The organism is Halorubrum tebenquichense DSM 14210 (assembly GCF_000337415.1).
Classification (GTDB): domain Archaea; phylum Halobacteriota; class Halobacteria; order Halobacteriales; family Haloferacaceae; genus Halorubrum; species Halorubrum tebenquichense.
The window spans coordinates 106,334-131,854 of sequence record NZ_AOJD01000051.1 but is presented as its reverse complement, the minus strand read 5'-3'; the positions used below and the strand labels follow the sequence as shown (position 1 = coordinate 131,854).

Annotated in this window: 19 protein-coding genes, 1 other RNA gene and 2 pseudogenes; 14 read left to right on the top strand and 8 right to left on the bottom strand. The window is 69.4% G+C overall.

Annotated features, from left to right (window positions below):
• Position 1 precedes the first annotated feature (1 nt).
• From nuoL to C472_RS09785, 4 genes and pseudogenes are all read left to right on the top strand, one after another.
• Positions 2-2,047, top strand: a complete 2,046-nt coding sequence (gene nuoL / locus C472_RS09800) for an NADH-quinone oxidoreductase subunit L (protein WP_006629670.1) — start codon at positions 2-4, stop codon at positions 2,045-2,047.
• Positions 2,047-3,579, top strand: a complete 1,533-nt coding sequence (locus tag C472_RS09795; RefSeq protein ID WP_006629669.1) for a complex I subunit 4 family protein — start codon at positions 2,047-2,049, stop codon at positions 3,577-3,579. Before nuoL ends, C472_RS09795 begins: the two co-directional genes overlap by 1 nt.
• The gene (locus tag C472_RS09790; protein WP_006629668.1) at positions 3,572-5,077 is read left to right on the top strand and encodes an NADH-quinone oxidoreductase subunit N; all 1,506 of its coding nucleotides are present in this window, start codon (positions 3,572-3,574) and stop codon (positions 5,075-5,077) included. Before C472_RS09795 ends, C472_RS09790 begins: the two co-directional genes overlap by 8 nt.
• A gap of 139 nt (positions 5,078-5,216) precedes the next feature.
• Positions 5,217-5,501 (top strand): annotated as a pseudogene (locus tag C472_RS09785) (hypothetical protein); the annotation flags it as partial.
• Positions 5,502-5,618: 117 nt separating this feature from the next.
• Here the strand turns inward: C472_RS09785 and C472_RS09780 are convergent.
• The 3 genes from C472_RS09780 to C472_RS09770 are packed head-to-tail and all read right to left on the bottom strand — an operon-like array spanning position 5,619 to position 8,108.
• A complete protein-coding gene (locus C472_RS09780) occupies positions 5,619-5,849 on the bottom strand; it encodes an H/ACA ribonucleoprotein complex subunit GAR1 (protein ID WP_006629666.1) in 231 nt (76 codons plus the stop codon).
• A 2-nt stretch (positions 5,850-5,851) separates the two neighbouring features.
• Positions 5,852-6,130, bottom strand: a complete 279-nt coding sequence (srp19, locus tag C472_RS09775; RefSeq protein WP_006629665.1) for a signal recognition particle subunit SRP19 — start codon at positions 6,128-6,130, stop codon at positions 5,852-5,854.
• Between the two features lie 58 nt (positions 6,131-6,188).
• Positions 6,189-8,108, bottom strand: coding sequence for an ATP-binding protein (locus tag C472_RS09770; RefSeq protein WP_006629664.1), 1,920 nt, complete (start codon positions 8,106-8,108; stop codon positions 6,189-6,191).
• A gap of 177 nt (positions 8,109-8,285) precedes the next feature.
• On the opposite strand from C472_RS09770, the gene alaS reads away from it, so the two are divergent.
• The 5 genes from alaS (at position 8,286) to citZ (ending at position 16,046) form a co-directional block, all read left to right on the top strand.
• The gene (alaS, locus tag C472_RS09765; protein ID WP_006629663.1) at positions 8,286-11,066 is read left to right on the top strand and encodes an alanine--tRNA ligase; all 2,781 of its coding nucleotides are present in this window, start codon (positions 8,286-8,288) and stop codon (positions 11,064-11,066) included.
• A gap of 19 nt (positions 11,067-11,085) precedes the next feature.
• A complete protein-coding gene (locus tag C472_RS09760) occupies positions 11,086-11,889 on the top strand; it encodes an alpha/beta fold hydrolase (protein WP_006629662.1) in 804 nt (267 codons plus the stop codon).
• Positions 11,890-12,011: 122 nt separating this feature from the next.
• Positions 12,012-12,728 (top strand): type 1 glutamine amidotransferase, encoded by a 717-nt coding sequence (locus C472_RS09755; RefSeq protein ID WP_006629661.1) that lies wholly within the window; start codon positions 12,012-12,014, stop codon positions 12,726-12,728.
• 133 nt (positions 12,729-12,861) lie between these two features.
• Positions 12,862-14,751, top strand: a complete 1,890-nt coding sequence (locus C472_RS09750; protein WP_006629660.1) for a PINc/VapC family ATPase — start codon at positions 12,862-12,864, stop codon at positions 14,749-14,751.
• 146 nt (positions 14,752-14,897) lie between these two features.
• Positions 14,898-16,046 (top strand): citrate synthase, encoded by a 1,149-nt coding sequence (gene citZ / locus C472_RS09745; RefSeq protein WP_006629659.1) that lies wholly within the window; start codon positions 14,898-14,900, stop codon positions 16,044-16,046.
• 58 nt (positions 16,047-16,104) lie between these two features.
• On the opposite strand, the gene C472_RS09740 is transcribed toward citZ, so the two are convergent.
• From C472_RS09740 to C472_RS09730, 3 genes are all read right to left on the bottom strand, one after another.
• Positions 16,105-17,340, bottom strand: a complete 1,236-nt coding sequence (locus tag C472_RS09740) for a digeranylgeranylglycerophospholipid reductase (protein ID WP_006629658.1) — start codon at positions 17,338-17,340, stop codon at positions 16,105-16,107.
• Between the two features lie 126 nt (positions 17,341-17,466).
• Complete coding sequence (locus C472_RS09735; RefSeq protein ID WP_006629657.1) at positions 17,467-18,330, bottom strand: 2-oxoacid:ferredoxin oxidoreductase subunit beta; 864 nt, start codon at positions 18,328-18,330, stop codon at positions 17,467-17,469.
• 3 nt (positions 18,331-18,333) lie between these two features.
• Positions 18,334-20,091, bottom strand: coding sequence for a 2-oxoacid:acceptor oxidoreductase subunit alpha (locus C472_RS09730; RefSeq protein WP_006629656.1), 1,758 nt, complete (start codon positions 20,089-20,091; stop codon positions 18,334-18,336).
• A gap of 321 nt (positions 20,092-20,412) precedes the next feature.
• Here C472_RS09730 and C472_RS09725 point away from each other — a divergent pair, with 321 nt between their 5' ends.
• Together C472_RS09725 and C472_RS09720 are read left to right on the top strand one after the other, a co-directional pair.
• Positions 20,413-21,057 (top strand): FAD-dependent oxidoreductase, encoded by a 645-nt coding sequence (locus C472_RS09725; RefSeq protein WP_006629655.1) that lies wholly within the window; start codon positions 20,413-20,415, stop codon positions 21,055-21,057.
• 101 nt (positions 21,058-21,158) lie between these two features.
• Complete coding sequence (locus C472_RS09720) at positions 21,159-22,184, top strand: aldo/keto reductase (protein ID WP_006629654.1); 1,026 nt, start codon at positions 21,159-21,161, stop codon at positions 22,182-22,184.
• Between the two features lie 49 nt (positions 22,185-22,233).
• Here the strand turns inward: C472_RS09720 and C472_RS09715 are convergent, their stop codons facing one another.
• Complete coding sequence (locus C472_RS09715; protein WP_006629653.1) at positions 22,234-22,692, bottom strand: hypothetical protein; 459 nt, start codon at positions 22,690-22,692, stop codon at positions 22,234-22,236.
• A gap of 114 nt (positions 22,693-22,806) precedes the next feature.
• On the opposite strand from C472_RS09715, the gene C472_RS09710 reads away from it, so the two are divergent.
• From C472_RS09710 to C472_RS09705, 3 genes and pseudogenes are all read left to right on the top strand, one after another.
• Positions 22,807-23,220: a DUF7548 family protein gene (locus C472_RS09710; RefSeq protein ID WP_006629652.1), complete on the top strand. Its 414-nt coding sequence runs from the start codon at positions 22,807-22,809 to the stop codon at positions 23,218-23,220.
• An 85-nt stretch (positions 23,221-23,305) separates the two neighbouring features.
• Positions 23,306-23,617, top strand: an RNA gene (gene ffs / locus C472_RS16365) — signal recognition particle sRNA.
• 560 nt (positions 23,618-24,177) lie between these two features.
• Positions 24,178-24,693, top strand: a pseudogene (locus C472_RS09705) (DUF4442 domain-containing protein); the annotation flags it as partial.
• A gap of 33 nt (positions 24,694-24,726) precedes the next feature.
• Here the strand turns inward: C472_RS09705 and C472_RS09700 are convergent.
• Positions 24,727-25,491: a response regulator gene (locus C472_RS09700; protein WP_006629649.1), complete on the bottom strand. Its 765-nt coding sequence runs from the start codon at positions 25,489-25,491 to the stop codon at positions 24,727-24,729.
• Between the last annotated feature and the right edge of the window lie 30 nt (positions 25,492-25,521).

Genomic DNA, 25,521 nt, shown 5'->3' with positions numbered 1-25,521 from the left:
AATGGTGGACGCATTCGCATACGTTCCGGCGATCGTGCTCCTCCCGTTCTTCTCGTTCCTGATCGCGCTCGGCGCGGGCAGGTATCTCCCGAAGGGCGGAGCATTCGGCGGCATCGCGGCGACCGCGGGCTCGTTCCTGCTTTCGATCTGGGTCGCGGCGACCGTCGCCGGCGGCCGCGCCTACAACGAGACGCTGTACTACTGGGCGAGCGAGGGCGGCGCGGGGATCGGTCCGACGGACGTCGAACTCACGTTCGGCGTCCTGATCGACCCCCTGTCGGCGCTGATGCTCGTCATCGTGACGCTCGTGGCCCTCCTGGTCCACGTGTTCTCGCTCGGCTACATGAACGACGAGGGCGAGACGGGGCTGCCGCGGTACTACGCCGGCCTCGGCCTGTTCACGGCGTCGATGCTCGGCTTCGTCGTCGCCGACAACCTGCTGATGGCGTTCATGTTCTTCGAGCTGGTCGGGCTCTGCTCGTACCTGCTCATCGGCTTCCACTTCCGGGAGCCCGGTCCGCCGTCGGCCGCGAAGAAGGCGTTCCTCGTCACTCGCTTCGGTGACTACTTCTTCCTCGTCGGCGTCGTCGCGGTGTTCGCGACGTTCGGTACCGCCTCGTTCGCGGGCGAGGGGTCGTTCCCGGCGCTCGCCGACGCGGCGCTCAACGGCTCCGGCTCCGTCGCGTGGACGCCCGGCGGCCTCGAACTCCAGACGTGGCTGACGGTCGTCGGCCTGCTCGTCTTGGGCGGCGTGGTCGGGAAGTCGGCGCAGTTCCCGCTCCACACCTGGCTCCCCGACGCGATGGAGGGTCCGACGCCCGTCTCCGCGCTGATCCACGCCGCGACGATGGTGGCCGCCGGCGTCTACCTCGTCGCGCGGATGTACGGCTTCTACGCGCTCACCCCGACGACGCTCGCGGTCATCGCGTTTATCGGCGGCTTCACCGCCCTGTTCGCGGCGACGATGGGGCTGGTGAAGGACGAACTGAAGCAGGTGCTCGCGTACTCCACCATCTCGCAGTACGGGTACATGATGCTCGCGCTCGGCTCTGGCGGGTACGTGGCCGCGGTCTTCCACCTGACGACTCACGCCTTCTTCAAGGCCCTGCTGTTCCTCGGTGCCGGGTCGGTCATCATCGCGATGCACCACAACGAGGACATGTGGGACATGGGCGGACTGAAATCGAAGATGCCCGTGACCTACTACACCTTCCTCGCCGGGTCGCTGGCGCTCGCGGGCATCTTCCCGTTCGCCGGCTTCTGGTCGAAAGACGAGATCCTCTTCGAGGCGCTCGTCCACGCGCCCGGCGAACCGCTGCTGTTCGGCGCGTACCTGATGGGGCTGCTCGCGGTGCCCGTGACCGCCTTCTACACCTTCCGGATGGTGTTCCTCACGTTCCACGGCGAGCCGCGGAGCGACACCGCCCGCGACCCCGAACCCGTTCGCTGGAACGTGAAGGGGCCGCTGACGGTCCTCGGGTCGCTCGCGGTCGTCACCGGCTTCATCAACATGGTCCCGGTCCAGAAGGTGCTCGGAATCGAGGGGATCGACCTGCTCCACCTCTGGCTCGACAACCACTGGGGCGGCATCGAGGGGCTCTCCTCGCACCACTACGGCGACCTCGGTCCCTACAGCAGCCAGTACCTCGTCGGCGGTGAGGTCGGGACGGTCCTCGCCGGCGCGGCCGTCTCCCTCGGACTCGCACTGCTCGGACTCGGACTCGCCTGGCGGCTCTACAACGTGGCGTCGCCGACGGAACACACCGCCAAACTCGGCGGGGTCAAAGACGTGCTGTACAACAACTACTACCTCGACGAACTACAGGTCTGGCTCGCGCATCGAACGGAAGACGTCGCGGGCGGCGCGAACGTCTTCGATCAAGGTATCATCGACGGCGTCGTCAACGGCGTCTCCTCCGTGAGCCTGACCGGCGGCGGTCGGATCCGGAAGCTACAGTCCGGCATCGTCTCGCAGTACGCCGCGCTGCTCACCTTCGGACTCGTCGCGCTGCTCGTCGTGCTCGGCGCGACGGGGGGGTGGTTCTGATGCTGCTCGAAGCGCTCATGGCGGTCGCCTTCGTCGGCGCGCTGACCGTGTTCCTCGCGCCGAACGAGTGGGCCGGCCGGCTGGCGTTCGCGATCAGTCTGATCCCGTTCGTCGGGAGCCTCTCCCTGTGGTCCGGCTTCGAGGCCGGCGGTAACGCGCTGCTCGGCGGCGAGGTCGCGTACGCCACCCAGATCGAGTGGCTCGAAGTCGGCGGTCGGAGCGTCTCGTGGTTCGTCGGACTCGACGGGATCAGCCTCCCGCTGTTCGTCCTCACCACGTTCCTCGTGCCGCTCGCGATCCTCAGCGCGTGGACGCCCGTCGACACCCGTCAGAGCCAGTTCTACGGGCTGATGCTGTTCATGGAGGCGAACCTGCTGGGCGTGTTCGCCGCGCTCGACTTCTTCCTGTGGTTCGTCTTCTGGGAGGCGGTGCTCGTCCCGATGTACTTCCTCATCGGCATCTGGGGCGGTCCGCGCCGCAAGTACGCCGCGATCAAGTTCTTCGTGTACACGAACGCGGCGTCGCTGCTGATGTTCATCGGATTCATGAGCCTCGTGTTCGCGCTCGGCGACTCGGTGTCGTCGTTCGCCCTGCCGGAGATCGCGCAGGCGGTCGCCGCGGGCGATCTGGGGGCGTGGTTCGGCATCGCGCCGGACGCGGTCGCGATGTTCGCGTTCGTCGCGATGTTCCTCGGGTTCGCGGTGAAGGTCCCGATCGTGCCGTTCCACACGTGGCTCCCGGACGCCCACGTTCAGGCACCGACCCCGGCGTCGGTGCTTCTGGCGGGCGTCCTCCTGAAGATGGGGACGTACGCGCTGCTCCGGTTCAACTTCACGATGCTGCCCGAGCAGGCGTCGATGCTCGCGGTGCCCATCGCGGCGATCGCGGTCGTCAGCGTCATCTACGGCGCGATGCTGGCGTTAGCACAGAAGGACCTCAAGCGGATCGTCGCGTACTCGTCGGTCTCGTCGATGGGATACGTCATCCTCGGTCTCATCGCGTTCACCGAGTACGGCGTCGGCGGCGCGACCTTCCAGATGGTCGCGCACGGACTCATCTCGGGGCTGATGTTCATGGCGGTCGGCGTCATCTACAACACGACGCACACCCGGATGGTCGGCGACATGGCCGGCATGGCCGACCGGATGCCGATCACCGTCGGCATCCTCGTCGCCGGGGCGTTCGGCTACATGGGGCTGCCGCTGATGGCCGGCTTCGCCGGCGAGTTCTTCATCTTCGTCGGCTCGCTGTCCGCGCCGGCGCTCCCGTACGCGCCGGTGTTCACGGCGCTCGCGATGTTCGGTATCGTCATCGTCGCCGGCTACCTGCTGTCGGCGATGCAGAGCACGCTGTTCGGGCCCTTCGAGCTCGAAACCGACTACGAGGTCGGGCCCGCGGCGTTCCACGACGTCGCCCCGCTCGCGGTGCTGCTCGTGGCGATCATCGTGCTCGGCGTCGCGCCCGACATCTTCTTCGAGATGATACGCGACGCTGCCATTCCCGTGGTCGAGGGGGTGACGATCGATGGTTGAGACGCTTCCGCAGGTGACGGCGCTGCTGCCGGCGCTCGTGTTGGCGGCCACCGGTCTCGCGCTGCTGTTAGTCGACACGATCAGTCCCGACGCGCGGTCGAACACCTCGATGGCGGTCGTGAGCGCGGTCGGCGCGCTCGCCTCGCTGTCCGTGACCGTCTGGTTCGTCGCGTCCGGCACCGGGAGCGTCGACACCGGCGGCGCGATCACGCTGTTCGCCGACGCGATCAAGGTGGACACGTTGGGGTTATTCTTCACCGCTATCTTCGCGTCGGTGACGGCGTTAGTGGTCGTCGCGGCGCACGATTACTTCCACGACCACGACAACCCGGCGGCGTTCTACTCGCTGACGCTGTTCGCGGCGACGGGGATGGCGCTGCTCGCGGTCGCGAACTCGCTCGCGGTCGTGTTCGTCGCCTTAGAGATGGTGTCGCTGCCGTCGTACGTGCTCGTCGCGTACCTCAAGCAGAACCGCGGGAGCGTCGAGGCGGGGCTGAAGTACTTCCTCGTCGGCGCGCTCTCGTCGGCGATCTTCCTGTTCGGCATCTCGCTCGTGTACGCCGCGACCGGGTCGCTCATCCTCGCCGACATCGCGTCGGCCTCGATAGAGGGGCTGGCCGGCGTCCTCGGCGTCGGCGTCGTGATGATGATCGGCGGCGTCGCGTTCAAGACCGCCTCCGTCCCGTTCCACTTCTGGGCTCCGGAGGCGTACGAGGGCGCGCCCGCGCCCGTCAGCGCGTTCCTCTCGTCGGCGTCGAAGGCTGCCGGGTTCGTGGTCGCGTTCCGCGTGTTCACCGAGGCGTTCCCGCTTGGGATGGCGGTCTCGGCGAACGTCAACTGGATGCTCGCGTTCGCGATCCTCGCGGCCGTCACGATGACGCTCGGGAACTTCGCGGCCGCGGTCCAAGAGGAGGTCAAGCGGATGCTCGCGTACTCCTCGATCGGTCACGCCGGCTACGCGCTCATCGGCGTCGCCGCGCTCACCCTCGACGGGCCGGCCAACGGCACCGTCATGGGCGCGGCGATGGCACACCTGCTCGTCTACGGGTTCATGAACACCGGCGCGTTCCTCTTCGTCGCGATGGCGGAGCGGTGGGGCGTCGGCCGCACGTTCGCGGACTACGCGGGCCTGTGGCGGCGTGCGCCGGTCGCTTCCGTCGCGATGGCCGTGTTCATGTTCTCGCTGGCCGGCCTACCGCCGTTCGCCGGCTTCTTCTCGAAGTACTTCCTGTTCCAGGCGGCCATCGACAACGGCTTCCTGTGGCTGGCCGCGCTCGGCGCGGTCAACAGCGTCGTGTCGCTGTACTACTACAGCCGGGTCGTGAAGGCGTTGTTCTTGGACGACCCCGAGACGCCGAGCGCGCTCGACGCGGTCGACGTGCGGCCGACGGCGCTGTACGCCGCGGTCGTCTTCGCGGCGGTCGCGACGATGCTGCTCCTGCCCGGCTTCGGTCCCGTCATCGAGACGGCCGAGGCGGCGGCGTCCGCGCTGTTCTGAGCGCGCCCGCGGTTTCGGTCCGATTTTCGGTTTCCGCTGGCTCCGTACTCACCGTGCCAGCGGCGCGTCCGCCGGTTCGGACCGGCGATGTCCGCGCCGGTGACCACAGATATTCACCCGTTCGGCACCGAGTCCCCCCGTGTCTCGGAGCACGACCTACCGGTGTCTGAGCTGTCTCGATCACGTCGTCACGCGGTCGTTCGACACGTCGCACCTGTCGCGCACCTGCCCGAACTGCGACTCGTTCGAGCGGTTCGTCAATCAGGGCGTGATCGACCGGTTCGAGGCGCTGGAGGCGTCCCCGCCGGCCGAGTTCGACTGGGAGCGGCTGGAGCGCCGGGAGAGGCTGCTCGTGGCGGAGCGGCTCGCGCGGACGGACGCGACGCTCGCGGACGTGAGCGTGACGGAACGCGACGCGACGGCCGAATCGGACGGGGAGACGGACGACGAGGCGTCCGCGGAGTCCGGACCGGACGGGTCGGCGGAGGCGGGAGGGGGCGACTCGGCGAAGGGCGGGGAGGGCGACTCGCCGGCCCCGTAGCTACCGCGCGTACAGCTTCCCGCCGACGAGGTCCGGGAGTCCGACGCCGTCGCCGGGCGTGACGGCCACGTAGGGGTGACCCACCGGTCCGAACACGTCGACGACGCGCCCGACCGTCGAGAGCGACTCGTCGACGACGCTCGCGCCGATCCGCGGCGGCTCGGTCCCGGGGTCGCCGCGGGCGATCGCCAACCCCCCGGCGGTGCGGACGACGGTGCCGACGCGCCGCACGATTACTCCCGCAGGACGCCGAGGTACGCGGCGATCGCCTGGACGAGGTCGTTTTTCGCGGTGTCCTCGGTCCCCTTCACCGCCACGGACCCGCGGGGCTCGAACTCGCGCGGGTAGGTGGCGTCGCGCTCGACGACGGCGTCGTAACCGACCTGCTGGACGGCCTTCGCGATCTCGTCGACGGTCGGCGCTTCGACCGCCAGATCCGTCGGGACGCGACGCCCCTCCGAGCGCGACAGCTCGGCGTCGAAGTAGGCGGGGTAGACGACGTTCTCGACCATATCGGATAGCCTCACGCGCGGCGTAAGGTCGTTTCGGACCGACGCGGACCGGAACCGGTCAGGACGCCCGGAACTCGAACCGGGCCCCGCCGCCCTCGGCGGCGCGGGCCTCGACCGTCCAGCCGTGCGCCTCGGCGACCTGCTTGCTGATTGCGAGCCCGAGCCCGGTGCCGGACTCCTCGGTCGTGAACCCGCTCTCGAACACCCGGTCGATGTCCTCCTCCGGGAGGCCGGTCCCGTCGTCCTCGACGTGGAACCCGTCGACCGTGTCGTCGTCGCGGAGCGTCGCCCCCACTCGGACGGAGAGCGGATCGTCCGCGGAGTCGCGGCCGTGTTCGACGCTGTCGTCGGGCTCCGCCCGACTGCTCGTGGAACCGTGTTCCACGCTGTTTCGGAAGACGTTCTCGAACAGTTCACACAGGCGCGTCCGACTCGCCTCTAAGGTCGCGTCCGACTCGACGGTCAGGGTCGCGCCGCCGGTGTCGACGCTCTCCCACGCCTCGCGCGCGACGTCGGACAGCGAGACCGACTCCGTCTTGCCCACCGCTCGGCCCTGTCTGGCCAGCGACAGGAGATCGGCGACGAGTTCGTCCATCCGCGAGACGGCGTCGGCGGCCCTGTCGAGGTGGTCCAGATCGCCGGTCTCCCGCGCGAGGTCGACGTACCCCTCGGCGACCGACAGCGGGTTCCGGAGGTCGTGAGAGACGATCGAGGCGAACTCGTCGAGCCGCTCGTTCTGCCGTCTGAGCGTCTCCTCGCGTTCCTGCCGCTCGGTGACGTCGGTGTAGATGGCGTAGCCGGCCGCGTTCGCCGCGTCGAGGTGGATCGGGATGACGTGGAGGATGAAGTGGCGCGGGCCGTCCGCGGTCACCCGCGTCACCTCGCGCCGGACGTTCTCGCCGCGCCGGAGGCGGTCGTTGAGGTCGTCGGCTTCGGTCCCGGCGTCCGGCGGGACGATGAACTCGTCGATGGACTCGCCGGTCACCGTCTCCGCGTCGTAGCCGAACGTCGCCTCGAACGCGTCGTTCACCTGCCGAACGACCGGCTCGCCGTCGACGTAGTCGTAGGCGACCGCGGGGTCCGGGACGTTCGTGAACAGCGCGAGGAGCCTGTCGCGCTCGGCGCGGAGCGTCTCGGTGACGGCGATCCGATCGAGCGTCTCCTCGAGGTGCGAGCCGAGCAGCTCGGCCAGCCTGCGGTCCGCGTCGTCGAACTCGTCGGTCCCGGTCGCCCCGTGCGCCGCGAGCTGGAATACCGCGTCGTCGCCGACCGGGACGGTGAGCAGCGCGTCGAACTGGCTGTCCGGGTTCGGGTTCGGCGCGATCGACGTGTCCCCGGTCCGAACGGCCCGTCCGGCCACCCCGGTTCCGACGCGGACCCGGTTACAGTCCTCGACCGGCGTCCCGCTGGACGCGACCATCGGTTCGACCCACTCGCCGTCGCGGACGGCGACCACGCTCTGGTACTCGGGGAACACCTGCTCGGCGACCGCGATGGCGGCTCGGTACGCCTCGTCGACGGACCTGACGGCGGCGAGTTCCGTCATGCCGGCGTTGAGCCGCTCGACCCGCGAGGGCGTCCGCGTCGGCTCCGACCGGGTGACCGCCCGGCGGTCGCGCGCGATCAGCCACGACACGGTCTCCGCGAGCGCCTCGGGCGTCCCGCCGACCGCGTCCACGACCGGATCGGTGGCGGTCTCGCCGGCCGGGTCGCCGACGTACGCCACCACGGGCCCGACGCGGTCGGCCGACCGGACGCGGTCCAGCGCCGCCTCGTCGACGACGACGATCACGTCGGCGTCGTCGGTCCGCTCCGCGTCGAAGTCGTCGGAGGTCGCCGCGCCCGTCTCGACGGCCACTTCCCGGTCGCCGTCGGAGGCGCTCCACGCTGCGCCGAACCCACTCTCCACGTCGCCGGTACGTTCGGGGTCGTTCCCGAGCACGAGGACCAGCGCGTGCTCGCCAACCGCGGAAGTCACGATGATGTATGGTAGCCTTCCACGAGAGTATAAGTCTTCTTACCGGTCGTCGAGACCACACGTTGTGCCCGGATCCCGCCGTCGGTTTCTCGCTGGGACCGGCGTCGAGTCTCCCCGCACGACCGCCGACGAGCGACCCCGGAACCCTTTTGGAGCAACACGGGCCACGTTCGTGTAATGAGCGATCTCGAAGCGGAGTACCGTCTCGACTACTTCGAGGAGGAGGGGTTCGAGCGCAAGGAGTGTTCCTCCTGTGGCGCGCACTTCTGGACCCGCGACGCCGACCGCGAACTGTGTGGCGAGCCGCCGTGTGCGGACTACAGCTTCATCGACGACCCGGGCTTCCCCGAGGCCCACTCGCTGTCGGAGATGCGCGAGGCGTTCCTCTCCTTCTTCGAGGAGCACGGTCACGAGCGGATCGACCCGTACCCGGTCGCCGCGAACCGCTGGCGCGACGACGTCCTCCTGACGCAGGCGTCCATCTACGACTTCCAGCCGCTGGTCACCTCCGGGCAGACGCCGCCGCCGGCGAACCCGTTGACCGTCTCCCAGCCCTGTATCCGGATGCAGGACATCGATAACGTCGGGAAGACCGGGCGGCATACGATGGCGTTCGAGATGATGGCCCACCACGCGTTCAACACGCGCGAGGAGGTGGAGGAAGACGAGTACGCCTACCACGGCGAGGTGTACTGGAAAGACGAGACGGTCCGGTACTGCGACGAGCTGTTCGAGAGCCTCGGTGCCGACCTCGAGGAGATCACCTACATCGAGGACCCGTGGGTCGGCGGCGGCAACGCCGGGCCCGCCATCGAGGTTATCTACAAGGGGGCCGAGCTGGCGACGCTCGTCTTCATGTGTATGGAGCGGGACCCCGACGGCGACTACGAGATGAAGGACGGGCACACGTACTCGTTCATGGACACGTACATCGTCGACACCGGCTACGGGTTAGAACGGTGGACGTGGATGAGCCAGGGGACCGCGACGGTGTACGAGGCGATCTACCCCGACGCCATCGAATTCCTGAAGGACAACGCGGGGATCGAACACACGGAAGCGGAGCGGGAGCTGATCCACCGCGCCGCGAAGCTCTCCGGGCGGCTCGACATCGACGACGTCGACGACGTGGAGGCCGCGCGCGGGGAAATCGCCGACCGGCTCGACGTCGACGTCGAGCGGCTGCGCGAACTGGTCGAGCCGCTCGAATCGATCTACGCGATCGCGGACCACTCGCGGACGCTCGCGTACATGTTCGGCGACGAGATCGTCCCGTCGAACGTCGGGACGGGCTACCTCGCCCGAATGGTGTTACGCCGGATGAAGCGGCTCGTCGACGAGGTCGGCGTCGACGCCCCGCTCGACGAGCTGGTCGACATGCAGGCCGATCGGCTCGGCTACGAGAACCGCGACACGGTCCGCGAGATCGTGCGCAGCGAGGAGCGGAAGTACGAGGAGACGCTGGAGCGCGGCGCGCGGAAGGTCGAACAGCTCGCCGACGAGTACGCCGGTACCGGCGAGCCGATCCCGACCGGGGAGCTGTTAGAGCTGTACGACTCCCACGGGATCCAGCCCGACATGGTCGCCGACATCGCCGACGAGCGGGGCGCGACCGTCGACGTGCCCGACGACTTCTACGCGCTCGTCGCCGACAGACACGAGGAGGCCGACGCCGCCGACGAGCGCGACGAGCGCGACGAGCGGCTCGCCGACCTCCCCGAGACCGAGAAGCTGTTCTACGACGACCAGGGCCGCACCGAGTTCGAGGCGGTCGTCCTCGACGTGCTGGAGGGCGAAGAGGGGTACGACGTCGTGTTGGACCAGACGATGTTCTACCCCGAGGGCGGCGGACAGCCCGCAGACCGGGGACAGCTCACGGTCGGCGAGACCACCGTCGACGTCACCGACGTACAGGAGACCGACGGGGTCGTCCTCCACCGCACGGACGCCGACCCCGGGAAGGGGGAGTTCGTCCGCGGGCAGGTCGACGGCGACCGCCGCGACCGGCTCCGCGCGCACCACACCGCGACGCACCTCATCGGCCACGCCGCCCGCGAGGTGCTCGGCGGCCACGTCCGGCAGGCCGGTGCCCAGAAGGGCACCGACTCCGCGCGCCTCGACGTGCGCCACTTCGAGCGCATCACCCGCGAGGACGTGAGGGCGATCGAGCGCGTCGCGAACGAACTGGTCCGCGACGACGTGCCCGTCCGGCAGGAGTGGCCCGACCGCAACGAGGCGGAGGCCGAACACGGCTTCGACCTGTATCAGGGCGGCGTCCCGCCGGGAACGAACGTCCGCCTGATCCACGTCGGCGACGCTGACGTTCAGGCCTGCGCGGGCACCCACGTCGACCGCACCGGCGAGATCGGCGCGGTGAAGGTGCTGAAGACCGAGCCGGTTCAGGACGGCGTCGAGCGCATCGTGTTCGCGGCGGGCGCGGCCGCCGTCGAGGCGACCCAGCGCACCGAGGACGCGCTGTACGACGCGGCCGACGTGCTGGACGTCGACCCGCTCGACGTGCCCGAGACCGCCGAGCGCTTCTTCGAGGAGTGGAAGGCGCGGGGCAAGGAGATCGAGTCGCTCAAAGAGGAGCTCGCGACCGCGCGCGCCTCCGGCGGTGCCGACGCGGAGGAGGTCGACGTCGGCGGGACGACCGCGGTGATCCAGCGGCTCGACGGCGACGCCGACGAGCTCCGCGCCACCGCGAACGCCCACGTCGACGACGGGAAGGTCGCGGTGATCGGCAGTGGTGCCGGCGGCTCCGCGAGCTTCGTCGTCGGCGTCCCCGACGGGGTCGACGTGAACGCCGGACAGGTGGTCTCGGAGCTCGCCGGGCGGGTCGGCGGCGGCGGCGGCGGACCGCCGGACTTCGCGCAGGGCGGCGGCCCGGACGCCGACGCGCTCGACGACGCCTTGGAGGCGGCACCGGACGTCCTCCGCAGCCTCCAGGAGGCCTGACGGACTCCCCGCGAGTTCCATGCCCTACGCGACAAACGCCGGCGCGGAGATCCGGTACGAGGTCGATGCCCCCGACGCCGGGGACCCCGACGAGGCGGTCGTCTTCTGCGGCGACGCGGGGCTCGGCGCGTGGCAGTTCGGCTGGCAACACGCCGCGCTGGCGGGACCGCACACGGTGATCACGCCGGAGACCCGCGGCGTCGGGCGGTCGGACGCGCCGCCCGGCCCCTACTCGATCGAGACGCTCGCGGCCGACGTTGAGGCGGTCTGTGCGGCCGAGGGGGTCCGGAACGCCCACCTCGTCGGCTACGGGCTCGGCGGCACCGTCGCGCTGACGGCCGCCCTGACCTCCTCGCGGCCGGCGAGCCTCGCGCTCCTCGGGACGCCGCCGGCGGGCGACGCGTACAACGCCGACGGCGTCTGGGCCGACCCGGGCGACCCCGCCGCGGTCGAGGGGTCGCTGAACGGGCTTTTCTCCGTCGACTTCCGCGAGGCGCACCCGGACGCGCTCTCGCGGATCGCGGAGTGGCGGCTCGCCGAGGACGCCGACCGCGAGGCGTACGAGGCCCACCGCGCCGCGCTCGACGAGTTCGACCTGGCCGACGAACTCTTCGAGGTCGCGACGCCGGCCTTGGTCGTCCACGGGACCGACGACACCGTCTGTCCGGTCACGGCCGGCGAGACCCTCGCGGAGGGGCTCCCCCGCGGCGAGTTCCACTCGATCGGGGGCGCTCGACACCTCGTCGGCGTTGAGGCGTCAGCCGCGGTCAACGACCTCCTCGTCGGGTGGCTCGCGGAACACGCGAGCGCCGCATTCGAGTAGCGCTCCGGTCGGCGTCGCGGTCGGTGTCGGCCGTCTCAGCGTGCGGTCGGGCGCGTCCGCGTCGTCGGCCGGCGCGTCCGGCGTCGCAACCGTTTTGTCGCTCTCGGCTCTCTCTTCCGGCAATGACTCGCCTCCGGTTCGCCCTGTTGAACGCCGCTCACGACGGCGCGAACACGCGTCGGAACTTCCGCAGAGAGATCGACGCCGACCTCGTCGAGTTCGACGCCGTCGCGGGAGACCTCCCCGACCACACCGAGTTCGACGGCGTCGTCGTGACCGGGTCGCGCTCGTCGGTCTACTGGGACGAGGCGTGGATCCCGGCGCTTGTCGACTACGTCGCCGAGGCTGCCGAGGCCGGCTGCCCGGTGCTGGGCGTCTGTTACGGCCATCAGGTGCTCGCGGAGGCGCTCGGCGGCCGCGTCGCCGGGATGGACGGGTTCGAGATCGGCTACAACGAAATCCGTCAGACCCGGGACGACCCGCTGTTCGAGGGGATAGACGAGTCGTTCACCGCGTTCACCACCCACGGCGACGAGGTGGTCGAACTCCCGCCGTCCGCGACGCTGCTCGCCGAGAACGACCGCGGCGTCCACGCGTTCCGCGACGGCCACTGCTGGGGCGTCCAGTTCCACCCCGAGTACGACGCGGAGACCGCCCGCGACGTGACCGACGGGAAGCGCGATCAGATCGGCGACGCCCGCGTCGACGCCGTCTTGGAGTCGATCACGCCGGAGGCGTACGACGCCGCCTGCGAGGCGAAGGCGCTGTTCGAGAACTTCACCGCCTACGCCGAGCGCCTCGCGAGCGACGAGGCCGAACCGGCCGCCGCGGACGACTGAGCGCCTCGCGAGCGACGAGGCCGAACCGGCCGCCGCGGACCCGGTTCGCGTCACCGAGACGGGGTCGGTCGCGGGCCGGTCGCCGGGGCCCCCGGTCGAACACCCTTATACGCCTCCCGGACCGATCCTCGGTATGAACGTAGTACCGGACACGAGCGCGGTCGTCGACGGCCGCGTGTCCGAACGCGTCGCGGACGGGACCTACGAGTCGGTCACCGTGTTCGTCCCGGAGGCGGTCGTCGGCGAACTGGAGTCGCAGGCGAACGACGGGCTCGAATCCGGCTGGGACGGGCTGAGCGAACTCAAGCGGCTCGCCGACCACGCCGACGACGGGACGATCGAACTGCGATACGTCGGCGAGCGCGCCAGCGGCGACGCCCGCTCGAACGCACACGAGGGCGACGTGGACGCGCTGATCCGCGACCTGGCCGCCGACCACGACGCGACGCTGCTGTCCAGCGACGTGGTCCAGGCCGAGGTCGCCCGCGCGAAGGGGCTCGACGTGGAGTACGTCGAACCCGTCGCCCGCGGCGTCGTCGACGACCTGCCGATTCAAGACTTCTTCACCGACGAGACGATGTCCGTCCACCTCAAGACGGGCACCGTTCCGAAGGCGAAACGCGGGAGCCTCGGCGAGATGCGCTACGTCGAGATCGACGACGAGCCGAGTAGCGAGGAAGAGATGCGCGAGTGGGCCAACTCGATCGTCGACCTCGCCCGGCAGTCCAACGAGGGCTTCATCGAGCTCTCCGACGACGGCATGGACATCGTCCAGTTCCGGGACTACCGGATCGCGGTCGCGCGACCGCCGTTCGCCGACGGCATCGAGATCACGGCCGTCAGACCGATCGCGAAGACGACGCTCGACGACTACGAGTTCGCGGACGAACTGCGCGACCGGTTCACGGAGCGGAAGCGCGGCGTGCTCATCTCGGGGTCGCCCGGGGCCGGGAAGTCGACGTTCGCGCAGGCGGTCGCCGAGTTCCTGAACGACAGCGACTACGCGGTGAAGACGATGGAGAAGCCGCGGGACCTCCAGGTCGGCCCGGAGATCACCCAGTACGGCGCGCTCGGCGGCGAGATGGAGAACACCGCCGACTCGCTCCTCTTGGTCCGGCCGGACTACACGATCTACGACGAGGTGCGGAAGACGAACGACTTCGAGGTGTTCTCGGACATGCGGATGGCCGGCGTCGGCATGGTCGGCGTCGTCCACGCCTCGCGCGCCATCGACGCGCTCCAGCGGCTCGTCGGCCGCGTCGAACTCGGGATGATACCCCAGATCGTCGACACCGTCGTCTACATCGAGGCCGGCGAGGTCCACACCGTGTACGACGTGACGACCGAGGTGAAGGTCCCGGCGGGCCTCACCGCCGAGGACCTCGCGCGTCCGGTCATCCAGGTGTCGAACTTCGAGACGGGCCGGCCGGAGTACGAGATCTACACGTTCAACCGGCAGGTCGTCACCGTCCCGCTCGACGAGGACGGCGGTGAGGCGGAGGGTGACTCCGGCGTCGGCCGCATCGCGAAAAAGGAGATCGAACGCGAGATCCGCTCGGTCGCGCACGGCCACGTCGACGTTGAGCTGAACGGCGACGACGAGGCGGTCGTCTACGTCACCGAGGGCGACATCGGCACGGTGATCGGGAAGGGCGGCGGCCGCATCGCCGACATCGAGAACCGCCTCGGGATCGACATCGACGTCCGCACGCACGACGAGAAGCCCGGCGGGTCGGGGCGGGGTCCGGCGAGCGGTGCCGCCGAGAACGGCAGCGCCGACGGACAGGTCGGAGCCGAGCGGGGGACGGTGGTCGCCCCGGAGATTACCTCGCGACACGTCGTCATCGACGTCGACGACGGCGTCGGCGAGACGGTCGAGGTGCGCGCCGACGGCGAGTACCTCTTCACCGCTACCGTCGGCCGCGGCGGCGAGGTCCAGGTCTCCCGCGGCTCCGCCATCGCCGAGGAGCTGGAGGACGCGATCGACCGGAACCGAACGGTGACGGTCGTTCCGGCGCGCTGAGCGGGCGGAACCGAGAGACCGTCGTCCACCTCGGACGTTTCCGAAGCCTGTCACGTCGTCGTTCGACGCTGCGGCGTACCACGATCGACGAAACGTATCCCTCCTGAAAGATAACGCTTTTTTGCCGGTGGTCGGAACGACGTGGTATGGCCGATGAGTTAAAACGCGGGCTCGAGGGCGTCCTCGTCGCGGAGTCGGATCTGAGCTACGTCGACGGCGAGGTCGGGAAGCTCGTGTACCGCGGATATGACATCGAGGACCTCGCTCGCGGCGCGAGCTACGAGGAGGTGCTGTATCTGCTGTGGCACGGTTCTCTCCCCACCGCCGCGGAACTCGACGCGTTCGCCGCCGACCTCGCGGCGGAGCGCGAGGTGGACGACGACGTCATCGAGACGGTCCGCGCCCTCGCCGACGCCGGGGAGCGCCCGATGGCCGCGCTCCGGACCGCGACGTCGATGCTGTCCGCCTACGACCCGGACGACGACGAGAGCGGTGACGACGGCGAGGCCACCCTCCGACAGGGCCGCCGGATCACCGCGAAGATCCCGACGATCCTCGCCGCGTTCGAGCGCGTCCGTCAGGGCGAGGAGCCGGTCGCGCCCGACCCGGACCTCTCGCACGCCGGAAACTTCCTCTACATGCTCACCGGGACCGAGCCGGACGCCGTGAGCGAGGAGACGTTCGACATGGCGCTCACTCTCCACGCCGACCACGGGCTCAACGCCTCCACGTTCACCGCGATGGTGATCGGCTCGACGATGGCGGACGTCTACTCCGGCGTCACCGGCGGCATCGGCGCGCTCTCCGGGCCCCTCCACGGCGGGGCCAATCAGGACGTGATGGAGGTGCTCCACGAGATCGACGCCTCTTCGAAGGACCCCGTCCAGTGGGTGAAAGACACCCGCGACGGCGGCGGGCGCATCCCCGGATTCGGCCACCGCGTCTACAAGGTGAAAGACCCCCGCGCGGTGATCCTCGAAGAGAAGCTCCGCGACCTCGCCGAGTCGTCGGGCGACACCAAGTGGCTCGACTACACCACCGCGATCGAGGAGTACCTCACCGATCAGGGCCTCGTCGAGAAGGGGATCGCCCCGAACGTCGACTTCTACTCCGGCTCCGTCTACGACACGCTCGGGATCCCCGTCGACATGTACACGCCCATCTTCGCGATGAGCCGCGCCGGCGGGTGGATCGCCCACGTCGCCGAGTATCAGGAGGACAACCGCCTCATCCGCCCGCGCGCCCGGTACACCGGCCCCGAGGACGCCGAGTTCGTCCCGATCGACGAGCGATAGCCGCGACGGACGCTCGGGCTCGTTTCCGTTCTAGTCTCTCCGCGACGCCTCCGCGGTCTCAGACGTCGAGTCGTTCGCGCGCGAACTTCGTCAACAGCGGGACGTCGGAGAGGTGGAGCAGCTTCGCCATCGCCGCCTTGTCGCCCTGATTCGCCTTTTCGAGCGTGTTCTCGTCGGTCCGCCGGAGATCGCGCATGAACCGGTCGTACCGCTCGTTGGGAGCGAGATACAGCAGCCGCGTGAGCATCAGTCGCGCTTTCATCCGCGGTGCCACGTCGCGGTGCCAGAGCCGCTCGTAGACCGCGAGGCTCTCGGCGTCGAGGCGGCGCTCCGAGTCGGTGAGACACCGGTCGACGGTCGCGGCCGCGGCGCGGGCCGACTTCATCCCCTTGTGGATCCCCTCGCCCCACAGCGGGTCGATCGTCGGAACCGTGTCGCCGATCGCGAGGAAGCGGTCCGTGTGCATCTGGTCCGGCATCTGAATGTGTGCGGAGCCGCGGTGGACCTTCTCGCCGATCTGTTCGGCGTCGGCGAAGCGGGGATCGCGGCTCACCCAGTCGTCGAGGTAGCCGTCGACCGTCTTGCCCGCCTCGGCGAACTCGCGGTGGCGGTCGTTCTGGATGTAACAGATGCCGACCTTCGCGGTGTCCTCGCCGGTCGCGAAGATCCACGAGTAGCCGCCGGGCGCGATGTCGTGGTCCAGCCGGAGCATCATCGCGCGCCGGAGGTCGGCGTACTCGGGGTGGTTCATCTCGACGCCCTCCATCTCGTACTCGATCCCGATCGCTTGGTTCTCGCGTTCGAGGTCGACGACGTCGAGCGCGCTCGCGATCGGCGCGGCCGGTCCGGTGGCGTCGATCACGACGTCGGCGTACAGTTCCTCGTCGCCGTTGTAGCGGACGCCCTCGATGACGCCGTCGTCGTCGAGAATCGGGCGCGAGACGCGCGCGTCGAAGCGGTACTCCGCGCCGTTCTCGCGGCCGTCCTCCACGAGGAAGCGCTTGAACTCCGCGAACTCCAGCACCGCCCCCGGCTGGTAGCTCGCGTAGTACTCGTTGGGCGACTCCAACACGACGTCGTCGGTGTACGACATCACGACGTCGTCGGGGATCCCGAACGAGGACATCATCGACGGGAACGTGCCGGCGGTCGACTTGTTGCTCTGTCGCGGGAACTCGTCTTCCGACTCCGTCTCTAAGACGACGACGTCGTAGCCGCGCGTCGCCAGGTCGCGGGCGCACTGCGCGCCCGCCGGGCCCGCGCCGGCGATCGCGACGTCGTAGCGGTCAACCATATACGAACGATACGGACCCACCTAATTAGGCTTGCTGAAACCCGGCGAAAAATCCGTTCGGACACCGGCGTTCGGCCGGTTTTGGCCGTCACGAGAGGACGGAATTCCCCGCCCCAGATCGGCCGATCAGTAGAACTCGCGGACGAGGTCGGTCGCGCTCTCGGGAGCGCCGTCCGGGAGGACGGACATGTCCTCGTCGACGCCGTGCTGCTCGTGGTACGGCACCGACGACTCGTCTTGGTAGATGACGCCCTGGTGTTCCTTCTCGTTGTCGAGGATGACATCTTTCGCGTCCTCGCGGTTGGTCGGGTCGTGGTCCGACTCCTTCAGGTCGACCAGCGAGTCGCGGAAGTAGTCGTACGTGTCGACATCGTTGAACGTGACGCACGGCGAGTAGACGTTCACGAAGCCGAACCCGTCGTGTTCGATGGCCTCCTGAATGATCTCCTGGTGTCGGAGCGCGTCGGAGGAGAACGACTGCGCGATGAACGTCGCGCCCGAGGCGAGCGCCAGCGCGTGCGGGTTGACCGGCGGCTGTTTGGGGCCGTCGGGGGTCGTCGACGTCTCGAAGTCCTCGCGCGAGGTGGGCGACGCCTGCCCCTTCGTCAGCCCGTAGATGCGGTTGTCCATCACGACGTACGTCATGTCGACGTTGCGCCGAACGGCGTGGACGAAGTGGCCCGCGCCGATGGAGTAGCCGTCGCCGTCGCCGCCGGCGACCATCACTTCGATGTCGGGCCGGGCCATCTTGACGCCGGTCCCGACGGGGAGCGCGCGCCCGTGGACGCCGTGGAGCGCGTAGCTGTGCATGTACGTGCCGATCTTCCCGGAACAGCCGATGCCGGCGACGACGAAGGTGTTGTCGGGGTCGTTCCCCGTCTCCGCGAGACCCTTCATCATCCCGTTCATCGTGCCGAAGTCGCCGCACCCCGGGCACCACGTCGGCTGCTTGTCGGACTTGAAGTCGGTGAATCGAATGTCTGAGCTCATTGGTTACGCCTCCACCCCCTCCGCGAGGGTCGCTTTGATGTCGTCTGCGAGTTCGTCGGCCTTGAACCGCACGCCGTTGTACTTGTTTATCCGGTCGACCCGTTCGAGCACGTCGTGTTCGACGAGGTCGGCGAACTGCCCCTGTTCGTTACACTCGACGACGACCGTCGTCTCTGCGGCCGCGACGTCCTCCGAGAGGTCCGGCCGCGGGAAGACGTACGGGACCGAGAGCACCCGCACGTCGATGCCCTCGTCGGCGAGGAACTCCACCGCCTCCGCGAGCGCGCCCTCGTTCGACCCCCAGGTGATCACGAGGGTGTCCGCGTCCGCGTCGCCGAACTCGCGGGGGCTCCAGTCCTCGCGTTCGCGGGCCGTCTCCACCTTCCGGTTGCGCTTGTCGACCTGCTCGACGCGCATGTCGGTGTCCTCGGTCCGGCGGCCCTGCTCGTCGTGTTCGAGGCCGGTCGACATGTGCGCGCCGTCGGCCGTGCCGGGGAACGCCCGCGGCGAGATCCCGTCGTCGGTGATCTCGTGGGGCTGGAAGCCACCGGAGTCGCTCATGTGGTCGTCGATGGTCGTCTCGTCGACGACCTTGCCGCGGTCGATCTCCACCTCGTCCATGTCGAAGGTCTCCGGCGAGAACGTCTGCTCGGTGACCGCCATCGAGAGGTCGGCGGTGAGGTAGACCGGGAGCTGGTACTTCTCGGCGAGGTTGAACGCCTCGACCGTCTTCCAGAAGCACTCGTCGATGGTCGTCGGCGCGAGCACGAACCGGGGGACCTCGCCGTGGCCGCCGTACAGCATCCCGTTGAGGTCGCCCTGCTCCTGTTTCGTCGGCATCCCCGTCGAGGGGCCCGAGCGCATCACGTTACAGATGACGAGCGGCGTCTCGGAGGTGGCGATGAGCCCGAACGTCTCGGTCATCAGGTCGATTCCCGGTCCGGAGGTGGCGGTCATCGCGCGAGCGCCGCCGCGGGCCGCGCCGAGCGCCATGTTGATCGCCGACAGCTCGTCTTCCGCCTGGACGACGTGGCCGCCGTACCGCTCGATGCGGCCCGTGAGGTACGTCATCACGTCCGTCGCGGGCGTGATCGGGTAGCCGGCGTAGAAGCGGCAGCCGGCCGCGATGGCTCCCATCCCGATCGCCTCGTCGCCGTTGAGGAGGACGTAGTCCTCGTCGGTGGTCTCCAGGTCGTAGTCGAACTCGTGGTCGTACTCCTCGGCGACGTACGACTGGCCGGCGCGCGCGGCCTCCTTGTTGTTGTCGACCAGCTTCTGACCCTTGTCCTTGAACCGCTTTTCGAGCGCCGAGTCGAGGTTCTCGATGGGGAACTCGGCGACCTCGCAGGCGGCTCCGAGCGCGACGACGTTCCGCATGATCGCCCCGCCCGCGTCCTCGGCGAGGCTCTTGAGGGGGACGTCCAGCCCGATCATCTCGTCGGGGATCTCGACGTCTTGCATCGTCGTCCGCTCGCCGTCGTAGATGATCACCGACCCCTCGTGGAGCTCGTCGAGGTTCTCCTCGATCGTCCGGGGAGTCAACGCGATGAGCACGTCGAGTCGGTCAACGACGCTCTGTACCTTGTCGACGGATGTCCGCACCTTGTAGGCGGTGTAGCCGCCTCGGATCCGCGATGCGAAGTCCTTCGACGTGAACACGTGCCGACCCGCGCGGGAAAGCGCCTGTGCGAAGATCTTCCCCGTCGAGTCGATGCCGTCGCCGGCCTCTCCGCCGACAGCCCAGTTGAAATCCGCGGCCATGTACTATGGGCAAGATTCCGGCGGACTCATCAAAAGGCTTCTGGAAGGAGACACCGACGTATTTCTGAACGAACGTGTTCAGTCTCGCGAATATTGACGCCTTTGCCCCCCGTCATCCGTTGGAGTTCAGAGATAATTGGACGTATATTCACCACTTTCCTCACGATCGTCCCTTCGCGTCGGACCGGTTTTCGACGAACGTCGAACGCATCTCCCCGGTGATCGGCCGCGGATCGGCGGGTCGCGGGTCGGATCGGTTTCGACACGGGCAGGACCGACGCCGACGGGAAGGCGTTTGTGTCTCGCCCGCCGATCCGTGGTATGGACACGACAGCGACGGTCGAGTCGGTCGCCTCGGTCGGGGCCGACACGTACGCCCTCCGGTTCCGCGCGCCAGACGGGTTCGCGGCCGAGCCCGGACAGTTCGTGAAGCTCGGCACCGAGATAGACGGCGAGTCGGTTGCGCGCTTCTACACCCTCTCGTCGCCCCACGTGGACGACGCGTTCGAGGTCACGGTCGGGATCGACCCCGACGAGGGCGGCGACTTCTCGGCGTTCCTCGCGGACGCCGAGGCCGGCACCGAGATGACGCTCTCCGGTCCCTACGGCGACCAGCACTACGACGGCGAAGCCCGTGCGGTCGTGATCGCCGGCGGCCCGGGGATCGGTCCCGCGGTCGCCATCGCCGAGCGCGCGCTCGACGAGGGGGCCGAGGCCGCGGTCGTCTACCGCGACGACGACGTCGCCCACGCCGACCGGATCGAGGCCCTCCGCGAGCGGGGTGCCGCGGTCCACCTCCTCGGCGCGGACGAACCGCTCACCGACGCCGTCGCCGACGTGCTCACGGGCGCGGACGGCGAGACCGCCTTCGTCTACGGGTTCGCCGACCTCGTCGCGGACGCGGAGGCCGCCGTCGACGCGGCCGGCGGCGACGCCGACGCCGCGAAGGTCGAGAACTTCGGGTAGCCGCCGGACCCGGCCGAACGTTCCGACCTCCCGCCGCCGGTTGATCCACGTCGGCCGCCGGTGCCGCCACGCTTTACCTGTCCGCCCAGAGACGTGCCGGCATGGACTACCGGCGACTCGGGAACACCGGGCTCAGCGTCTCGGAGCTGTGTCTGGGGACGTGGCGGTTCGGACGCGAGACGAACGGCGTCGTCGAGACGGGCCGCGAGGAGGCCCACGAACTGCTCGACGCGGCCGCGGACCGCGGGATCAACTTCATCGACACGGCGAACGTCTACGGGACGCCCCACGGGACGAGCGAGGAGTACATCGGCGAGTGGCTCGCCGAGCGCGACCGCGAGGACTACGTGATCGCCTCGAAGGTGTACTTCCCGTTCGACGGCCGCGGCGAGCCCGGCCCGAACGACTCCGGGCTGGGGCGGAAGCACATCCGCGCGCAGGTCGAGGGGACACTCGACCGCCTCGACACGGACTACCTCGACATCTACTACATCCACCGCTGGGACGACGGGACGCCCATCGAGGAGACGATGCGCGCGCTCGACGAACTCGTCGCCGAGGGGAAGGTCCACCACCTCGGCGCGTCGACGATGGCGGCCTGGCAGCTGACGAAGGCGCAGTGGACCGCCGACGTCAACGACTACGCCGCCTTCGACGTGGTCCAGCCGCTCCACCACGCGGGCTACTACGAGGACGTGAGCGAGTACCTCGACGTCTGTATCGATCAGGACCTGGCCGTCTGCCCGTACTCCCCGCTCGCCGGCGGATTCCTCACCGGGAAGTACGAGCGCGCCGACCCGGACGACCCCGAGCAGGTTATCGCGCCCGACGGGTCGCGCGCGAGCTTCGACGACCGGTTCGAGCGCTTCTACCTCTCGGAGCGCGGCTGGACGGTGCTCGACGCGGTCTGCGAGGTCGCCGACGAGCTCGACGCCACGCCCGCGCAGGTCGCGCTCGCGTGGCTCTCCGGCTGGGACGAGTTCACCTGCGTTCCCATCGTCGGCGCGCGGACGGTCGACCAGCTCGACGAGAACGTCGCCGCGACAGACCTCGACCTCTCCGACGCGCAGTGGGACCGGATCATGGACGCGCGCTACGATCCGGACGGGAACCTCTGGGGGCACTGAGGGGCCGCGAGACTGCGGTGGCCGGGGCGGGCGGCGACCGGGACGCCCGCTACGCCTCGAAGTCCGGGAGGTCGTCCGGCGCGTCGAAGTCGGCCTCCCAGTCGATGTACTCCGTTTTGAGCGTCTCGCAGACGATCTGGCCCAGCTCCGTGAGACCGGCGTTGATCGCGGAGACGGTCCCCCACGAGTCCAGGTCCGGGTGGAGGTCGCGCTCCTTCCAGTCCTCCGGCAGTCCGGGCGCGTGATAGCCGACGCGGTCGGCGAAGTCGTCCCAGAAGAAGTCGAACCGGGAGACGAGACCGAGGTCGAGCGCGATCCGCCAGTCCTCCTCGTCCATGTCGCTGCCGGCCGTCCACTCGTCGAACGCCTCCTCCCACGCGCCCTCGCGGAGGAACGCCTCCAGCTCGTCGCGGCGGTACTCGCCGCCCGAGACCTCGGCGTCCTCGTACTCGTTCGGGTCGACGGCGGCGAGTTCGGGGGGATCCGGCGGGTCGACGTCGAGTGACATGTTCCGGTGTGGGGGCCGCCGGGGCAAAACGCTACGGGAACGGTCCGGGTCGTCGCGGCGCTGTCGGTGCGTCCGATCCGGTCCTTTTACCGCGGCTCGACTCCGAGGGCGAGTATGGACCTCCGCGCCGTCTCGCGCCGGGTGGGAATCGCCGCAGCCGTCGTCACCGTGGTCGCGCTCGTCGCGCCGTACGCGGTCATCTCGGGGCCGGAGTACGCGTCGCAGCTGGCGACGTACTACGCGTCCGGCGTCGTCGGCTGGGGCGGAATCACGCTGTTCGCGCTGTTGAGCGCGGTCGTCATCGCCTCCGTCGAGCAGGGGAACGTCGACCCCGGGACGCTCGCCGGCGTGGCGGTCGTCCTCGCGTTCGCGACCACCCTGAGCGCGGCGAGCTGGGCCGCGGCGGTCGAGCCGAGCCCGGTGTTCCGCGACAACCTCTGGCTGGTGTGGCACGCGCCCGCCGTCGTCGCGCTGTCGATCCCCCTGCCGCTCTCCGCGGCGGCGTACGCCCGGGCCGTCTTGTCGTAACGCCCTGTCACTCTCGCGCGGCGGCCCGACCCCGCGGCCGACGCTCGCCGAACGAAAGGCCCTTATGCCGGACCCGAATATCGTCGAACGGACTAGGTCGGGCGGTTAGGCCCCGCTCGTAACCCGTGAGGCAGTCTTTAGCGGGGACCGAACAGCGGGCACGTCCGGTCAGACCGGCACGGGCCCCGAGAGCCAACGTGGAAGCCTCGTCCGCCGGGGACAGCGGTCCGCGACGCCCGCTCGCAGGAGCGGTCCGTCGCGGTTCGTCGGCGACACTGGGTCAGGCGCGGAAGCGAGCAGCCCACCGCCGGACGCCCGTCGCTCGTCGGGTCGCGGGGTGGAGGAGGCAATCGGGATACCCCGTGACGGAACGCCGGGCTCCCCCGCCTGTCCGCCATTCATACGCAGTTTTTGACTGATTAGCGGCTGGTTCGTTGGGATACGCTCGGGTCGATTAGCTGTACGCGATTGACCTCGCCACGACCGAGACCGCCGAAGCCTCAGCCGCTCGGCGATACGTGATCACCAACACGGACACGACCGCCGAAGCCCCAGCCGCTCGGCGATACGTGATCACCAACACGGACACGACCGCCGAAGCCCCAGCCGGGAGGACTCGATGCGCTCGCTGTGCTCCTCGTCGCTCGCGTTGCTTACTCCTGCGGTGCTTGCGTCGCGCGTCTTCGTCCTCCCGGCTGCCCCTTCGATTCCCGCCCCGCACAGCACAGCAACCGCACCTCACGCCTCCCCAGCCTCGTCGGCCGCGTCCGTCGGGCTCCCTTCGGTCGCCCTCGTCGCGGCCGACTCCCTCGCGCGGTGCGCCTCGCGGTCGCCGAGGGCGACCGCTCGGCGGCACGCGCAGTAGAAACCGTGTGGGGTGATGTAAGACACCGACAACCCGGGGCGCGTTGTCGCCGGTTCCGACACCGGTTTGTCGCCGGCCCGCCGCGGATCGCCGTGAGCGATTCCCCGACCGGGGTCGACCGCGATCCGGAGCCGCGACCCGTACGCGAGGACCCGCCGGCCGAGAGCCGCCGGACGCGGCTCTGGCGCTACGGGTTCAACCTCCTGCCCGCGTACCGCGGCACGGGGGCGCGCGTCGACCACATCGCAGCCGACTGGCGCTACGTCCGAATCCGGCTCCCCCTGAACTGGCGCACTCGGAACGCGGTCGGGACGATCTTCGGCGGCAGCATCTACGGCGCGATCGATCCCGTGTACATGATGATGCTCCGGCGGGTCCTCGGCGACCGGTTCACCGTGTGGGACAAGTCGGCCGCGCTGGAGTTCATCGAACCCGGCCGCGACACGCTGTACGCCGAGTTCGAACTCCCGGCGGCCGAGACGGAGCGGCTCCGCGAGACGCTCGACCCCGGCGAGTCGACCGACCGCGAGTACCTCGTCTCGCTCGTCGACGAGGCGGGGACCGTCCACGCGGCCTGCGAGAAGACGCTGTACGTGCGCCGCGACGAGTGGGCCGGGGGCGTTCGTCAGGCTCGGGGACAGTCAGTCGTCCGCGACCTGACGGACGGAGTCGAGCGGCGACACCGAGATTAGCAGCCGGTCGTCGGCCGTCGCGCTCACCATCTTGGACTCGGCGAACCGGCTGCCGTCGGCCCGGAGCCCCGTGCTGGTCCCGGTCCACCGCTCCCCGCCCGTCACGGCCGGAATGACGTTCGTTTCGAGGTGTTCGATCGCCGGCTCGGGGTGGAGCCGCTGCCACGGCTCCCCCTCCAACTCCTCGGGGGCGTAGCCGTACAGCGCGCCGTACTCCTCGCCCACGAACTCGAAGGTCCCGTCGGGTGCCACGGTACAGATCCCGTCGAGCGTCACGGACGCCGCGGACGGGTCGCCGACCCCCTCGGTCCCGAACCCCTCGGTCCCGCCGGCGGCGACCCGCTTGACGCGGCGCAACAGCGCGGTGTACCCGTCCGCGCCGCCCCGTTTCGAGACGTAGTCGCTGACGCCGACGCGGACCATCTCGGCCGCGATGTCGGCCGGGCCGGTCGCGGAGAACAGGAGGAACGGGAGGTCCGGGTCGACCTCGCGGGCCGCGGAGAGCAGTTCGACGCCGGTCAGGCGGGGCATGTCGTAGTCGCTGACGACGCAGTCGAACGACTCGCGTTCGATGCGACGGAGCGCGTCGTCGGGGCGTGTTTCGACGGCGGTCTCGCAGTCGAGGTCGTCGTCGCGTTCGAGGCGCGTCGCGACGAGCCGGGCGAGTCCGGGCTCGTCGTCGACGCACAAGACGCGGAGCGTCTCGCTGGTCATGGGCACCGTCCGGGGAGGCCGTTTATATTC